This is a genomic window from Pseudomonas gebzensis (genome assembly GCF_034427815.1).
In the GTDB taxonomy this organism is placed as follows: Bacteria; Pseudomonadota; Gammaproteobacteria; order Pseudomonadales; family Pseudomonadaceae; genus Aquipseudomonas.
In genome coordinates this window covers 37,011-52,070 of record NZ_JAXQNS010000005.1, presented here as the reverse complement: position 1 = coordinate 52,070, position 15,060 = coordinate 37,011, and the positions used below count along the sequence as shown (strand labels likewise).

Here is a 15,060-nt window from a genome sequence, read left to right as displayed (position 1 = left end):
CTGTGCCTCAATGCGGACAGGCGGCCACTTCGGTGGTCGGCATGCCGTCGGCCAGCACCAGTCGATTACGGCCGCTGCGCTTGGCTTGGTACAGCGCCATGTCGGCGGCGTGCAGCCAGGCATCGGCATCGGCCAACGCCGCACAGTGGGCCGCGACGCCGATACTCAAGGTGACCCGCAGTTCCGGCAGCGCGGGATGGCGGTACGCCTCCACCGCCTGGCGCAGCCGCTCGAGGATGTCTTGGGCCTGGGCAGGCGATGTGTCGGGTAACAGCACGCAGAATTCGTCGCCGCCGTAGCGCCCCATCGGGTCGCGTTTGCGCAATTGGCGGGTAAGGCTGGCGCTGATGGCGCGCAGGATGCTATCGCCCACAAGGTGGCCGTAGGTGTCATTGATCTGCTTGAAATGGTCGACATCGATCAGCGCCAGATGGGTAGGCCCCGCCTGCAGCCGGCAGTGCTCGAATTCGCGCAGCAGCAGGTCTTTCCAGGCGCCGTGGTTGGTCAGCCCAGTGAGGCTGTCGGTTTGGCTAAGACGCGCGAGGGCGCGCTTGTGCTGACTGAGCTGCACCGTCACCTGATAGCAGACCATGCCGATGGCCATCGGGTAGATGAGCAGAATCGGCAGACACGCCAGCATCTGCTGCTGGGTGGTCGGTGGAAACAGCGGCGGCCCATATAGCCACAAGCCCACACCGATACCCACAGCCTGGGCGGCAAAGGTCTTGAACAGCATGTGCCAACCACCGGCGGCAATCTTGTCCATGGCGATCATCGACAGGATGATCACACTCGGTAGCGGATTCAGGCCCATCGCCCCCGCCCAGCAACCGCCGGCAAAACCATCGAAGATCAGGCTGCGCTGCTCGGTACGAAAAGGCGAGGCCGACACGCGGGCCAGCTGGAAGGCCACATGCGGCCAGACGAAACCGTGCGCCAGCAGCAGCAACCACACCCCGCCATCAGGCTGCAACGGCCAGAGGCCCACCGCAACGCAGAAGAAACCCAAGCCTGTTCCGACCGCGCGCGGCAGGTACATGCGCCTGGCGAACGACAGACCCTTGGCGGCTGGCTGGTGCATGGAGAAGTACCGAGTCGAAAGCGTGCCTTGGCGGAGCACAGGACAAGATCGAAGCCGCTGCCAGAACAACCAAGGCATTGTGCCATCACCTGCGGAGTTCGCCCAGATACCCCGACCAACCGCAGCGTACGGCAACCGCTCGCGCGAACCTTGCTCATGCCGCGACGTCCGATGCTCACTGTCCCGCACACGAGGTCGTGCCTTGAAAGCACTCATTGCCCACAAAATTCGCTTAGTGACAAAAACCCTCGGCTATATCGGTTGGTCACTGTTCTGGCTGCTGATCTGGGACGTTCTGGTCACCATTGATTTCATGCTGTTTCTCAACAGCAAGTTCAACCTGCCCTTGATCCCGCTCACCCTGCTCGGCTCGGCGCTGGTGGTGCTGGTGAGCTTTCGTAACAGCAGCGCCTATAACCGTTGGTGGGAAGCGCGCACGCTGTGGGGGGCGATGGTCAACAGCTCACGCAGCTTCGCCCGCCAGGTGCTGACCCTGATCGATGACCCGGACGACCGTCTCAGCCCGATCAAAGCCACCTTGCTGCGGCGCCAGGTGGCCTATGTCAACTGCCTGGCGGCGCACCTGAAGGGCGAGCCCTGCCCGCCCGAGCTGACTGCGTTCATCCCGCATGCGGAATTCGAGCGGCGCAATGGCTCGAACAATTTCGCCAATGACATTCTGGCGGGCTCCGCAGCACTGCTGGCCACCGAGTACAAGGCGGGGCGGCTCGACAGCATCCGTCTGGCGCGGCTGGAATCGACCATGGTCGATATCTCCAACGCGCAAGGCGGCATGGAGCGCATTGCCAATACGCCCCTGCCCTTCCCGTACGTGTATTTCCCCCGGTTGTTCATCAGTCTGTTCTGCCTGATCGTGCCGGTCGGCATTGTCGAATCGCTGGGTTGGTTCACACCGCTGGCTTCTACCGTGGTCGGTTTCATGCTGCTGGCCATCGAGCGTATCGGCACCGATTTGCAGAGCCCGTTCAAGGCCAGCGAGCACCAGATCAAGATGGACACGATCTGCGAAACCATCGAGCGCAACCTGGAATCGATACAGCGCGAGGCCCTGTACGATGAGCCGGTGCCTGAGCAGCCGCGGGTCTAGCCCTCGGGGTTGGCCATTTGCTCAAGCTCTGCGGCGCGGTCGCGGGTCAGGTCCTTGACGCACATCGTCGCGTTGACCCGCGACAGCGTGCCGTTGTCGAGGCTGCCATGGAAGCTGCAGTTGGCGTCGCGGTAGGCCATCCAACTGCGCTGAATCTCACGCAGACCTTTCTTTTGCTGCGCATCCAGCTTGCCCATCAGCTGCTTGTAGGCCTGATTCAGGCGCGCATCTTGGGCCTGGGTTTCGGTCTGGATGCAGGTGCTCATCAGCGAGGTGCTGGAGGCGGTGTCCATGCATTGGGTATAGGCCGGCGAGTCGTCTGCCGCGTGGGCGCAAGAGACCGCGAGCAGCAATACCGCGCCGGTGCCGATCAAGGAACGAAGCATCAGGTGAACTCCTTTCAAGTCAATGCAGAGCCGGTCAAGAACGCCTGCCCATGCTGGCCCTAGACCTCAGGTTGCCAGGGAGGGTTCAGGCGGCAGCAGAATCCGCCCAGGCTCGAACCGCAGCGAGGGCATGTCGGCGGCGGTGTAGAGCGTCAATGCCAACGCCGCCAGCAGCAGCACATCCGGCCACCGCCAACCGGGCACATCGCTCGCACTGCGGGCCTTCCAGCACCACCAGCCCTGCCCCAGGCTGAAGCCGAACAGGGCCAGCACCCACACGTAGAAACCCACGCCCAGGGCCGTGACGTCATGGAAGACGTAGCTGATGTTGTCAGGCAGGCGCTCGATGCCCAAGCTGCCTAAAGCCAGGTACAGCGCGGCCAAGCTCGCCAGGAGCGCCAGGCGGCGAAAGCGCCGATGCGCCAGCACGGCCAACGCGAACAGCGGATTGGCAAACCACTGGAACAGACCGAAAGGCATTGCCCACGGGCCATACAGCAGCATCTGCAGCGACGGCATCTGGCTACCGCCGTCCAGGTGAGCCCCCGTGCAAAACAGACAAGCCAGGTACAGCAGCAGGCTCAAAGACAGGTAATAACGGGGCAAGGTCGGCACCACACACAGATCGATCGTGCAGCGACCCTACCTAGCCCCCTGCCGGCGTGCAAGCTGACTCACGCCACTGGCGGCTCCAGCAGCAAACCATACAACCCCGAATCCGACAGCTCCCCGGCCACGCACCAGCGTGCGCGCAACGTGCCTTCGAGTACGAAGCCTTGGCGTTCCAGGGTACGGGCCGAGCCCTCGTTGCGTGGATCGATCTCCGCTTCCAGGCGGCGCAGGTGCAGGGTATGGGCCAGGTAGTCGATGAAACAGGTCAGGGCTTCATCCATGTAAGCGCGTCCCTGCACCGCGCTGGCCAGGCAATAGCCGATCTCGCCGCGACGCGACACTTCGTCGATGTTGAACAGCTGCACCATGCCGATCAGCTCGCCATTGTCACGGCGGTACATGCCCAGCTTCAGCTGCTGGCCGTCAGCGTAGGCCTGGCGGTCTTGGGCCAAGGCGCTTTCGGCCTCGGACACATCCTGCCAAGGCGCGTGGTGCCAATACCGCATCACCTGCGGGTCGGCCATGATGGTCAGCCAGGCGGGCGCATCGGCATGGCGCATGGGGCGCAATTGCAAGCGCGGGCTTTCGAGGCTGAGGTCGGTGGAAAAACTGCGGGGCTGGGTCACGCCGGGTCTCCTGTCCATTGCGGTCGTATGACCGTGTAGTGTCATCTGGTCACACTACCAGAGCGCACCCGGCCTTGGTCGAATGGACAGCCGTCGGGTTACCTCATTGCCGGCAGTTATGCCACTTTGGCGCCATCGTCATCATCATCGTCGTTCGGCCAGTGCGGCTCGTTGACGCCCGGCGGCATCAGCGGCGGCAGGCCATAGGCGGCGCGGGCATCGTCGCAGCTGGGGTTGTGCACGCCGTTGACCCACGAGGCGTCGAACTCCCGGCACGGGCTGGAGCGGTTGGCGTAGATGCTGCAACCGACCTGCTTGCCGATTTCGCCGTTCAGGCTGATGCAGCGTGACGGTTTGGCGTCGGTGCCAATCATCGCAACGCGGGTCGGGTTGATCTGCACGACCAGATCATCGGGCACCACCCCCCCGGAGGACTGGCATTCACCCCAGAAGAAGGACACACGGAAGTACGCGCAGCATGCGCCGCAGTCAAGGCAAGGGTTGTATTCGGACATGATGCCCACGGGAGGAGAAGGATTGAGGGGAACGGGTTTGCCCCGCGCGCTCTTTTTAATCCAATGCCGTGCGGCTGAGAAGAGGGCTGATGAAAAATAAAGGGTCGGCAGATGGCCGGTCATGGCGAACCTCACCACGGGCCGCCACCCGTGGTGAGGCAGCACTCACTTCTGCGTCAGGCCATCGGCCCGGAACATCTGCCGAATGCCGCGAATGGCCTGGCGAATACGGTCCTGGTTTTCGATCAGGGCAAAGCGCACATGGTCGTCGCCGTAATCACCAAAACCGATGCCCGGCGACACACACACCTTGGCCTCGGCCAGCAGCTTCTTGGCGAACTCCAGCGAGCCCAGATGGGCATACGCCTCTGGAATCTTCGCCCACACGTACATCGACGCCTTGGGGTTCTCGACCATCCAGCCCAGCTCGTGCAAGCCTTTGACCAGCAGGTTGCGACGCTGGCGGTACTGCTCGGCGATGTCGCGCACACATTGCTGATCGCCTTCGAGCGCCGCGATGGCGGCCACCTGCAGAGGGGTGAAGGTGCCGTAGTCGTGATAGCTCTTGATCCGCGCCAACGCATTGACCAGCTCAGGATTGCCGACCATGAAGCCAATGCGCCAGCCAGCCATGTTGTAGCTCTTGGACAGGGTGAAAAACTCCACCGCAATGTCCTTGGCGCCGGGCACCTGCATGATCGACGGGGCTTTCCAGCCGTCGTAGACGATGTCGGCGTAGGCCAGGTCGTGAATCACCAGCACGTTGTACTGCTTGGCCAGGGCCACCACGCGCTCGAAGAAGTCCAGCTCCACGCACTGCGCGGTGGGGTTGGAGGGGAAGCCCAGGATCATCATCTTCGGCTTGGGAATCGATTCGCGAATCGCCCGCTCCAGCTCATTGAAAAAATCCACCCCCGGCACCAGCGGCACCGAGCGCACTTGGGCGCCGGCGATGACTGCACCGTAGATGTGGATCGGATAACTGGGGTTGGGTACCAGCACGGTGTCACCAGCATCCAGCGTGGCCAGCATCAGGTGCGCGAGGCCCTCTTTGGAGCCGATGGTGACGATGGCTTCGTCGTCCGGGTCGATGTCGACCTGATAGCGGTCCTTGTACCAGCGCGAGATGGCCCGGCGCAGACGCGGAATACCGCGCGAGGTGGAGTAACCGTGGGTGTCTTCGCGCTGGGCGACCTGCACGAGCTTCTCGACGATGTGCGGCGGCGTGGCGCCATCGGGGTTGCCCATGCTCAGGTCGATGATGTCCTCGCCACGGCGGCGGGCGGCCATCTTGAGCTCGGCAGTGATGTTGAAGACGTAGGGGGGAAGCCGGTCGATGCGCGCGAAGCGGCGCGGCGAAGGGGTGTCAGCCATGATGTGCCTCTGTAGACGTCAGCGCCCGGAACCGTCCGAGCGACGTTGGCCACTGCGGTGGCCGAAACAGACGTTACCGCTGAAAAGCTTGCTTTGTAAACGAGTATTTCCTGTTTATGAGAACATTTTCAGCATCATCATTCGGGTACGGGTTTTCAACCGCCCATAAAAAACCCCGGCACAAAGGCCGGGGCTCGAGGTACTGCATGCCGATCAGCGTGCGTAAGTCATCAGCACATCGGTCGCGCTCTGGCTGTCCACCGACATCATCAGGCTCAACGCCATGACGGTGAGGATCGAGAAGCCGAACACCTTGCGCGCCCACTTGCTGTCGTCCTGGGCCCGGTAGCCGCCCCAGGCCATGTACAACCAGTACAGGCCCATGGCCGCTGCCACCACCAGGTAACCGATGCCGGCATAACCGCCCAGCGTCAGCATCACGGTGGCAAGCACAAAGGCCAGGATGTATAGCAGGATCTGCTTCTTCGCGGCCAGAATGCCACGCGCCACCGGCAACACCGGAATGTTGGCGGCGCGGTAGTCATTGAAGCGGAAGATGGCGATGGCAAAGCTGTGTGGCATCTGCCACAGGCTGAACATCACCAGCAAGGTCACGGCTGCGAGGTCGAAGCTGTTGCTCACAGCGCAGTAGCCGATCACCGGAGGCATGGCCCCCGACAGACTGCCGACCAAGGTGCCGTGCACCGACTTGCGCTTCAACCACAGGCTGTAGAAACCGACATAGACCACGAAGCCAGCCAGCGCGCAATAAGCCGCCAGCGGGTTGGCCTGGACATACAGCAGGCTGAAGCCGGCTACGCCCAGCAGCGTCGCGTAGACCAGCGCCACGGTCAGGGACATGCCGCCCTGAACCATGACGCGGTTCTTCGTACGCTCCATCTTCTGGTCGATGTCGCGGTCGATGCAGTTGTTGAATGCACAGCCGGAAGCCACCACCAGACACGTGCCGACGATCACTGCCAACAGCAGCGCAAAGTCGACGTGGCCCTTGGCAGCCAGAAAGAACCCACCTGCCACGGAGATCACGTTACCGAAAATGATGCCCGGCTTGGTGATCTGGATGAAGTGCTTCACGGACATGCAGAGTTACCTCACTTGGCCATCATCTGGAAGTGGATGCTGAAGATGATCCACAGCGACAGGCCGACCAGCAGTGCGATCACCATGACGGTGAACAGGAACGTCGAGACGTTGTTGCGCTGCCCTTTCGAGCGGTCCATGTGCAGGAAGTACACCAGGTGTACCACGACCTGAATCACGGCCATCGCCACCACGACCACTACGGTCCACATCTTGTCCATTACTGGCGACATCACCAGCGCGAACGGGATTGCGGTCAGGATGATCGACAGTACAAAGCCGATCATGTAGGACTTCACGCTGCCGTGGCTGTTGTCGTGATGCGCGTCATGTGCATTGGCCATTTAGATAACCCCCAGCAGATAAACGACGGTGAATACGCAGATCCAGACCACGTCCAGGAAGTGCCAGAACAGGCTCAGGCAGCTCATGCGCGTGGTGGCGGTCGGCGTGATGCCGTGCTTGTTGATCTGGTACATCATGATCGCCATCCAGATCAGGCCAGCGGTCACGTGCAGACCGTGGGTGCCAACCAGGGCAAAGAAGCCCGACAGGAAACCACTGCGCTGCGGGCCGAAGCCCTCGCCGATCAGGTGATGGAATTCATAGACTTCCATTGCGATGAAGCCTGCACCGAACAGGAAGGTCACAGCCAACCAGCCCAGCACGCCTGACTTGCTACCGGCGAACATCTTCAGCATGGCGAAGCCGAAGGTGATCGAGGACAGCAGCAGGAACGCGGTTTCCACCAGCACGAAGTCGAGCTGGAAGATGTCGTGACCCGACGGGCCGCCGGCAAAACTGCCGGACAGCACCGCGTAGGTAGCGAAGAGCGACGCAAACAGAATGCAGTCGGTCATCAGGTACAGCCAGAAGCCCAGTACGGTCATCTGGCCCGAGTCGTGGTGGTGATCGTCGTGCCCATGGTCATGACCATGAGCGTCACCGTGCATTACTTGACTGGACATTGATTACACCCGTTCAAACGTTTCGACACGTGCGCCACCGGTAGGCACACCGGCGAGCTGCAGGGCCCGTTGGCGTTCACCTTCGATGCGCGCCACTTCTTCAGCCGGCACCATGAAGCCCTGGTCATCACGCGCAGCGTGGCGAACGAAGACCGCGATGGTCGCAACCAGGCTCACACCGACCAGCCACCAGATATGCCAGATGAAGGCAAAGCCGAAGACGGTCAGGAACATACCCATGAACAGACCCGTAGAGGTGTTGCTCGGCATGTGAATGGCGTCGTACTTGGCTGGAACCTTGTAGGCAACACCGGCTTCCTTGGCTTCGTGCCAAGCGTCGAGACCGACCTTCTCAGGCATGTGGGCGAAGTTGTAGAACGGTGGTGGCGACGAGGTGGACCATTCCAGCGTACGGCCGCCCCATGGGTCGCCAGTGACGTCCATGTTGTCTTTGCGGTCGCGGATCGACACGAACAGCTGGATCAGCTGGCACGCGATACCGAACAGGATCAGCACGGCACCGACCACGGCGACATACAGGTAGGGTTCCCACAGCGGGTTGTCGGAGTGGTTCAGACGACGGGTCATGCCCATGAAGCCCAGCGCGTACAGCGGCATGAAGGCGACATAGAAGCCGGTGAGCCAGAACCAGAACGCTGCCTTGCCCCACTTCTCGTTCAGGGTGAAGCCGAACGCTTTCGGGAACCAGAACGCGAAGCCTGCGATGTAGCCGAAGACTGCACCACCGATGATCACGTTGTGGAAGTGAGCGATCACGAACAGGCTGTTGTGCAGCACGAAGTCGGCACCTGGAACAGCCAGCAGGACGCCGGTCATGCCACCGATGGAGAAGGTGACCATGAAGCCCAGGGTCCACAGCATCGGCGGCGTGAAGCGAACACGGCCCTGATACATGGTGAACAGCCAGTTGAACAGCTTCACACCCGTCGGAATGGAGATCAGCATCGTCGCCAGACCAAAGAAGGTGTTGACGCTCGCGCCCGCCCCCATGGTGAAGAAGTGGTGCAGCCAGACCGCGAAGCCCAGTACCGCAATGGCACCCGACGCATAGATCATCGCGTGGTGGCCGAACAGGCGCTTGCCAGAGAACGTCGAGGTGACTTCCGAGAACACGCCGAAGGCCGGCAGAATCAGAATGTAGACCTCAGGGTGACCCCACGCCCAGAACAGGTTGACGTACATCATCGGGTTCCCACCAAGCTCGTTGGTGAAAATGTGGAAGTCCAGATAACGGTCAACGGTCAGCAGTGCGAGTGCAGCAGTCAGGATCGGGAACGAGGCGACGATCAGCACGTTGGCCCAGGTGCAGGTCCAGGTGAAGATCGGCATGTCCATCAGTTTCATGCCAGGCGCGCGCATCTTCATCACGGTGACGAGGAAGTTCACGCCGGTCAGTGTCGTACCCAGGCCTGACAGCTGTAGCGCCCAGATGTAGTAGTCGACACCCACCCCAGGGCTGTACTGAATACCCGCAAGCGGCGGATAGGCTACCCAGCCGGTCTTGGCGAATTCACCAACACCCAGCGAGACGTTGACCAGAATCACGCCTGCCAGCAGCAGGTAGAAGCTCAGGGAGTTGAGGAACGGGAAGGCCACGTCACGTGCACCGATCTGCAGAGGAACCGCAAGGTTCATCAGGCCGGTGAAGAACGGCATCGCCATGAAGATGATCATGATCACACCGTGCGCGGTGAAGATCTGGTCATAGTGTTCAGGCGGCAGATAGCCTTCGGAGCCACCGGTCGCGACCGCCAGCTGTGTACGCATCATGACGGCGTCGGCAAAACCACGCAGCAGCATGACCATGGCAACGATGATGTACATCACGCCGATTTTCTTGTGGTCGACCGTGGTCAGCCATTCGGACCACAGGTACGTCCACTTGCGGAAGTACGTGATCAGGCCGACGACTGCGATACCACCAAGCGCGATCATGGCAAGCGTCACCATGACTATCGGCTCGTGATAGGGAATCGCCTCCAGACTTAATTTACCGAACATCTCTTACTCCTCTGCCCCGGCAGCTGATTGCTTACTCGACTCAACACCCTGGGTTGTCGCCAGATCCTTGCTGCCTTCCTGCTCGTGGCTCGGACCGCGCTTCATACCTGCGTACTTGTCGACGATGACCTGGAACTGCTCAGGCGCGGCCTCGCTGTACAGCACAACTGGGTTGTTTTCGCTAGGTTTGGCCAAGGCGTCGTAGGTTGCCTTGTCCAGTTTCAACGGCGACCGCTTCACTTCGGCGACCCATGCATCGAAGTCAGCCTGGGACGTGGCGGTAGCCTTGAACTTCATACCGGTGAAGCCGGCGCCGCTGTAGTTGGCGCTGATACCGTCGAATACACCTTCCTCGTTGGCGATCAGGTGCAGCTTGGTGGTCATGCCCGCCATGGCGTAGATCTGCCCGCCCAGGCCTGGGATGAAGAACGAGTTCATCACAGCGTCGGAGGTCACGCGGAAGTTGACTGGGGTATTGGCCGGGAAGTTGATCTTGTTCACCGTGGCAATGCCTTGCTCGGGATAGATGAACAACCATTTCCAGTCCATTGCGATGACGTCGATCTTCACCGGCTTGACGTCGGAGTCTAGCGGACGGTACGGATCCAGGCGGTGCGTGGAGAGGTAGGTGACGTAACCCAGGGCGATGATGATCAGGATCGGGATGATCCACACCGCTGCCTCGATCTTGGTCGAGTGCGACCAGTCAGGCGTGTAGGTCGCGGACTTGTTGGAAGCACGATACTTCCAGGCAAAGGCCAGCGTCATGATGATGACCGGCACTACCACAAGCAGCATCAGGCCGGTCGCGATCAGGATCAGGTTCTTTTGCTCAATGCCGACCTGGCCCTTAGGGTCGAGCAGGGTCCAGTTGCACCCACTGAGTAAAAGCATGCCTAAAACGGGCAATATGCCAAACAGTCTGGGGTAACGCTTTTTACTCATCTCACGACCTCTAGATCAGCTTGCTTCAATGCAATTGTGTTTTGGTAGCCAACGTTTCGTCCTGCCAAACGTGAGCATTTATTAGCTCGAATACGCGCCTGCCAAGGATCCGACTGCTGGATCTGGCGAGGAGCGTGCTCAACGGTGCTTAGGTATCTTAGGCTAACGGCCTGTACTTCAGACCAAGTCCATTTGGTGCGAGAAAACGCGGAGGGGTATCCGCCCGGCATCGCCGCTTGGCGAAACTTGACGAAGTCAGCAAAAAGGAGCGCTGAGGCTTCCTTCTATTCTGCGACTCGCAAGCAGTTGCCGAACGGAAATTGGGGGCGATTGTAGTTAGCTAGCCAGACGGTGACTATGACTTATTGAGCAACAGTCTATTGCATGAAATGTAACAATAGACCCTCAACAATCAACTTTGCGACAGTTTGTCGCACCCTCGCTGAACAGTCTGCACGCCTTGATCTGCGCGGGTTAGCGCAGATCAAGTGGGGGGTTTGCCGGGGGAACTGGGCTGTCGCAGTGGCGGGCAATGGGGGGCAGCGACTGCGGCATTTTGTCTACCCCTTGCGGCGATTGCGCGCTATGCCAAGCGGAACCAGGATCGCCGTCAAGACGAAGGCTGCCAACGCCCACTGGGCGAGGGAAAGACCGAGGATGGGCGGATAAGGCGTGCTGCAGAAGCCGTCGACCTGAAACGCCAGGGGCCAGAGCTTGGCCAGGGGCAGGTCGTCGACGATCGGCTGCAGGGTATCGATGCCGCAACTGACCATGGGGTTGGCGAGGATGTAGACGTGGTTGCCCGCTGCCGCGATTCCGCCAATGGCGCTGACCACTACCAGGGCTTCCATCACCGTCAGGCTGCGGCGTCCGGGCATGGCCGCGCCGAGGAAGGCGAACACGGCAATGAACAGCAGGGCGTAACGTTGCAGGATGCACAGGGGGCAAGGCGCTTCGCCAAGCACCACTTGCATGTACAGCGCGCCGCCGATCAGCGACAGGCAGATGACTCCAAGCAAAACCAGAAAGCGCCGCTCTCGGTTCAAGGTGGAGGTGTGTTCGTTCATTGCCGGTTCCTTCGAGGAATAATGACAGCGTGCAGCGTATGAGGCGTTAGGACCCAAGCCTGTGAAATCGGTTCAACGATGACCCCACTCGACCCAGTGCTCCGGACGCCCCGTGGCCACAGGCCGTGACCGTCGGCAGTGAAGAATACAGGGATTAATGAAGGATTAAAGATGAACGAGATCAATCCTCGTTCATTTACCCACGGCGTCGCTGCTGCCCTGCCCCTCCCCCGACGTGCGTCAGGCCAAGACGGATCGAAAACCGGCGGCCATGTCGATGATCGACAGGGTTGGCCCGGCAGCCAGGCGACTTTACGCAACTTTGGTTACAGAAGAGGACCGATGCGGACCACGAACTGCGCCCTGGCCTTGAAACCCCCTTCATTACCGCTTATGTCGAGCCGCCGCCATGGGCGACGGTCATCTCCCCAGCGGCAGGGAATACTGGCCAACCCGTTCGCGCCGCGACGATTGGAGCGACACCTCAGAAAACGGCTGGGCGCATGATGCGCCCTAGGGGCCCGCACTCAGCCTTGCTGGGCCTTCTCCTCCTGCTCAGCCAGCGACGCCGCCAGGCGCGTGACTTCCAGATCGTTGTCCGAATACACCCGCTGACCGGCGTCGTCCTCGACACAGAACGCCTGAGTAACCCCTGACTCGCGCAGTGCTTCAGGGACATCGCTACCGTGAACCTTGATGACATGAACAGACATGACGCTCTCCAAACCTGAACAGTGAATCGTTTGGATGGAGGCTCTTGGGGATAGGTTCGAATGAGGGTGGGGGTGGTTCGGACGAGCGGAATCGGAGAAATAGTTCAGTTGGGTTGGGTAACCGAGAAACCGTAGTCGTACCCGCCTCCCAAGCGAATGCAGGCTCCCGCAGCTCGGCCTTCCTGGCCTGCGTCAGGCTTCCAGGCGCGACGTTCAGAGGTCACGCAGCGCCTGGGCACATCGCACGGCTGGCCGGCCTGCGCAGGGCCACCAGGCCAACCTGGGACGCTTGCTTCGCGGCCCATCGCCATCACCGAGCAGGTGTCGCCGCTCTTCTGCGCTGGAGGCCCCCGTCCTCGTGCTCAGAAGAAGTACCTGGCCGATGCCCCCAGTGTGGTGGACGGCTGCGGGACGATCACCAGCCCGGCGCTGGTGCCATAGGCGACCTCAGTGCCGTAACGATGGGGCTGAAAGGTGCCGTACAGGCTGAACTGATACTGGTCGTAGTCATAAGAAGCGCGCAGGTCATAGCGGGTATAGACCGGCATCTCGTTACGCGCACTGCCCACGTAATAAGGGATGCCCGCCAGGTGGTAAGCATCGGCATTGAGGGTCAGTTGGCCACCCATGAACGCATCGCGGTGCTGCACGCCCGCCTTGTAGGTGTGTTCGGGCACCGGCAAGCGGTCACCCACGCCCGGTGCAGGATTGCTGATCGATGCCTCGAGGATTCTGCCGTAGCTGGCATAGGTACTCAGGGTGGAGGTGAGTTGGTAGTTGACACTGGTTTCCACCCCCTTGCGCGTCGTGTCGCTGGCTTGCTCGAAGACGCCGGGTGAGGTCTGCAAGGTCTCGCTGTCGTTCAGGATGTAGTAGAACTCGGTGGTGCTGGACAGTCGATCGCTTGGGCGTGCGGTAAAGCCCACGTCATAGGAGGTGACCTTGCTGGGCCGCACGCTGCCGTTGATCCGCCCCCCGGTCTCGCTGAGCGGCAGTGCAGCACTGCTGCCGGAGCTGATGTACTCGGCCGCAGGCGAGCGGAAGCCCTGGGCTGCATTGCCAAACACCTCGAACTGCTCTGTGGGCGTCCACACCACCCCGAGCTTGGGCGTCGTGACGGAGCTGTGGTAGCCGGTGTCGGCATCGCGGAACTTCAGGTTCTTGATGTCGTAATCGAAACGGTCGTAGCGCATGCCGGCCAGCAGTTTCAAGGAGTCCACTGGCTTGTACTGCCCCTGGGCGAATACGCCGTAGGTGATCAGATCCTGGTCGAAGTCGAAGTAGTAGTTTTGCGTGGGCTGGAAGTTGCGGTATTGCTGTCTGAAGGCATCGCCCTTGTCGCGGCGAGCGTCGGCCCCGATCAGCAGCGCGGCCGAGTCCCGATAGACGAAGTTGTAGGCAATGCGGCCGCCGTAGATATCGCGATCATCCTTGCCGTAGTTGTGGGTCCGGGCGCCGTTGGCGATGCCTCGCACGCGCTTGAAGTCTTCGAAATAAGCAGTGTAGGAAAGGCCCGCTTCGCCTTCTGCCGGCGCGCGATTGAACACATAGGTGTTGCGGTTCGCATTGCCGAAGCCATACAGGTTATCCGTGTCACGCCGGCTGATGGTGCCCGCCTTGAGTGCAGGCAGGTTCAAGTAGCCGTCGTTCTTGAAGTCCGATTCGTAGTGGCTGAATCGTGCCGAATACCGGGCGTCCCCAATCACCTTGGAAAGCTTCCAGAAATAGTTGTCCCGATTGGTTTCGGCGGCTTTGCGATAGCCGTTGGTCTGGTAGGTATCGGCGATGAACAACGACTCGAAGCCCTCATGCTCGCCGCCAAGAACCAGGTTCCCACGCACGCCATCGAAACTGGCGATGTCCATGCCGATGCTCGAGGCCACATCACCGCCGTCGAGTGTTTCGATGTTCACCGAACCTGCGCGGTTCTGATCGCCGGAGAGCGCCGAGACAGGCCCTTTGATGACGTCGACCCGCTTGATCATCTGCGGCGTCAGCCACTCCAGAAAGACAGGCCCGTGCCCGGCGCCGCCCTGGCTCGACGGGATGTTCTGCGGCACGCCGTCGACGCTTACTGCGACATCCGCGCCGTGCGTGCCGTTGGTGGTGAAACCGCGCATGCGAAAGCCGTTACCGGTATCGCCCTGGTCGATATTGTTGGCCACGACACCCGGCACACGGCGGTAGATATTGGAAATGTCTCGGTCGACGTTCAGCGTCTGGATGTCGTCCTGAGTCAGCGTGGAGACCGCCGCCGGCAGATGTTCAGCGCCAGTGCCGACCTTGCTGCGTGTCAGCGGCTTGATGGGCCCAACCCCCTTCCCTTCACCTGCAACTTCGATCGCTTCCAGCTCGACGACATTTTCCGCGCCGGCTTCTGCTGCCGCCACCGATGCCCAAGAGACTAGGCCGGTCAGGGCGGCGCGCCTGAAAAAACCGGGCTGAACACGGTGTGTGGACCTGTACATGACGCGGTGTACCTCGATGATGTTGACTAATAACAATCTAACATTACTACGTTATACTATAACAAATTAAGTTT

15 protein-coding genes are annotated in these 15,060 nt (G+C 60.9%); 1 reads left to right on the top strand and 14 read right to left on the bottom strand.

Going from position 1 to position 15,060, the window contains the following annotated elements:
* Positions 1-7 precede the first annotated feature (7 nt).
* Positions 8-1,081 carry a diguanylate cyclase gene (locus SJI00_RS11100; protein ID WP_322461768.1) on the bottom strand — a complete coding sequence of 358 codons (1,074 nt, stop codon included), beginning with the start codon at positions 1,079-1,081 and terminating at the stop codon, positions 8-10.
* Between the two features lie 202 nt (positions 1,082-1,283).
* Between SJI00_RS11100 and SJI00_RS11095 the strand changes: the two genes are divergently transcribed.
* Positions 1,284-2,189, top strand: a complete 906-nt coding sequence (locus SJI00_RS11095; protein WP_322461767.1) for a bestrophin family protein — start codon at positions 1,284-1,286, stop codon at positions 2,187-2,189.
* Here the strand turns inward: SJI00_RS11095 and SJI00_RS11090 are convergent.
* The 13 genes from SJI00_RS11090 to SJI00_RS11030 all read right to left on the bottom strand — a co-directional run bounded on the left by SJI00_RS11090 (position 2,186) and on the right by SJI00_RS11030 (position 14,986).
* Positions 2,186-2,575 (bottom strand): lysozyme inhibitor LprI family protein, encoded by a 390-nt coding sequence (locus tag SJI00_RS11090; RefSeq protein WP_322461766.1) that lies wholly within the window; start codon positions 2,573-2,575, stop codon positions 2,186-2,188. The two genes, SJI00_RS11095 and SJI00_RS11090, sit on opposite strands and share 4 nt — an antisense overlap.
* A gap of 66 nt (positions 2,576-2,641) precedes the next feature.
* Positions 2,642-3,181: a hypothetical protein gene (locus SJI00_RS11085; protein WP_322461765.1), complete on the bottom strand. Its 540-nt coding sequence runs from the start codon at positions 3,179-3,181 to the stop codon at positions 2,642-2,644.
* A 68-nt stretch (positions 3,182-3,249) separates the two neighbouring features.
* On the bottom strand, positions 3,250-3,813 hold the full coding sequence (locus SJI00_RS11080) for a GNAT family N-acetyltransferase (protein WP_322461764.1): 564 nt from the start codon (positions 3,811-3,813) through the stop codon (positions 3,250-3,252).
* A 116-nt stretch (positions 3,814-3,929) separates the two neighbouring features.
* Complete coding sequence (locus tag SJI00_RS11075) at positions 3,930-4,328, bottom strand: YkgJ family cysteine cluster protein (RefSeq protein ID WP_322462047.1); 399 nt, start codon at positions 4,326-4,328, stop codon at positions 3,930-3,932.
* Between the two features lie 165 nt (positions 4,329-4,493).
* Positions 4,494-5,702, bottom strand: a complete 1,209-nt coding sequence (gene alaC, locus SJI00_RS11070; RefSeq protein WP_322461763.1) for an alanine transaminase — start codon at positions 5,700-5,702, stop codon at positions 4,494-4,496.
* A gap of 213 nt (positions 5,703-5,915) precedes the next feature.
* The gene (gene cyoE / locus SJI00_RS11065) at positions 5,916-6,803 is read right to left on the bottom strand and encodes a heme o synthase (protein WP_322461762.1); all 888 of its coding nucleotides are present in this window, start codon (positions 6,801-6,803) and stop codon (positions 5,916-5,918) included.
* 11 nt (positions 6,804-6,814) lie between these two features.
* Positions 6,815-7,147, bottom strand: coding sequence for a cytochrome o ubiquinol oxidase subunit IV (gene cyoD / locus SJI00_RS11060; protein WP_312934838.1), 333 nt, complete (start codon positions 7,145-7,147; stop codon positions 6,815-6,817).
* Positions 7,148-7,771 (bottom strand): cytochrome o ubiquinol oxidase subunit III, encoded by a 624-nt coding sequence (gene cyoC / locus SJI00_RS11055; protein WP_322461761.1) that lies wholly within the window; start codon positions 7,769-7,771, stop codon positions 7,148-7,150.
* Between the two features lie 3 nt (positions 7,772-7,774).
* Entirely contained in the window at positions 7,775-9,793 is a 2,019-nt protein-coding gene (gene cyoB / locus SJI00_RS11050; RefSeq protein WP_322461760.1) for a cytochrome o ubiquinol oxidase subunit I, read from the bottom strand.
* 3 nt (positions 9,794-9,796) lie between these two features.
* Complete coding sequence (cyoA, locus tag SJI00_RS11045) at positions 9,797-10,738, bottom strand: ubiquinol oxidase subunit II (protein ID WP_322461759.1); 942 nt, start codon at positions 10,736-10,738, stop codon at positions 9,797-9,799.
* A gap of 560 nt (positions 10,739-11,298) precedes the next feature.
* On the bottom strand, positions 11,299-11,805 hold the full coding sequence (locus tag SJI00_RS11040) for a disulfide bond formation protein B (protein WP_322461758.1): 507 nt from the start codon (positions 11,803-11,805) through the stop codon (positions 11,299-11,301).
* 527 nt (positions 11,806-12,332) lie between these two features.
* Positions 12,333-12,518, bottom strand: coding sequence for a hypothetical protein (locus SJI00_RS11035; protein ID WP_322461757.1), 186 nt, complete (start codon positions 12,516-12,518; stop codon positions 12,333-12,335).
* 362 nt (positions 12,519-12,880) lie between these two features.
* Positions 12,881-14,986, bottom strand: coding sequence for a TonB-dependent receptor (locus SJI00_RS11030; RefSeq protein WP_322461756.1), 2,106 nt, complete (start codon positions 14,984-14,986; stop codon positions 12,881-12,883).
* Positions 14,987-15,060 lie beyond the last annotated feature (74 nt).

Coding starts and splice junctions, on each gene's coding strand:
- SJI00_RS11075 (WP_322462047.1), bottom strand. CDS start 4,328: ATGTCCGAATACAACCCTTGCCTTGACTGCGGCGCATGCTGCGCGTAC.
- cyoA (WP_322461759.1), bottom strand. CDS start 10,738: ATGAGTAAAAAGCGTTACCCCAGACTGTTTGGCATATTGCCCGTTTTA.
- cyoD (WP_312934838.1), bottom strand. CDS start 7,147: ATGGCCAATGCACATGACGCGCATCACGACAACAGCCACGGCAGCGTG.
- cyoB (WP_322461760.1), bottom strand. CDS start 9,793: ATGTTCGGTAAATTAAGTCTGGAGGCGATTCCCTATCACGAGCCGATA.
- alaC (WP_322461763.1), bottom strand. CDS start 5,702: ATGGCTGACACCCCTTCGCCGCGCCGCTTCGCGCGCATCGACCGGCTT.
- SJI00_RS11030 (WP_322461756.1), bottom strand. CDS start 14,986: ATGTACAGGTCCACACACCGTGTTCAGCCCGGTTTTTTCAGGCGCGCC.
- SJI00_RS11090 (WP_322461766.1), bottom strand. CDS start 2,575: ATGCTTCGTTCCTTGATCGGCACCGGCGCGGTATTGCTGCTCGCGGTC.
- SJI00_RS11040 (WP_322461758.1), bottom strand. CDS start 11,805: ATGAACGAACACACCTCCACCTTGAACCGAGAGCGGCGCTTTCTGGTT.
- SJI00_RS11100 (WP_322461768.1), bottom strand. CDS start 1,081: ATGCACCAGCCAGCCGCCAAGGGTCTGTCGTTCGCCAGGCGCATGTAC.
- SJI00_RS11035 (WP_322461757.1), bottom strand. CDS start 12,518: ATGTCTGTTCATGTCATCAAGGTTCACGGTAGCGATGTCCCTGAAGCA.
- cyoE (WP_322461762.1), bottom strand. CDS start 6,803: ATGTCCGTGAAGCACTTCATCCAGATCACCAAGCCGGGCATCATTTTC.
- cyoC (WP_322461761.1), bottom strand. CDS start 7,771: ATGTCCAGTCAAGTAATGCACGGTGACGCTCATGGTCATGACCATGGG.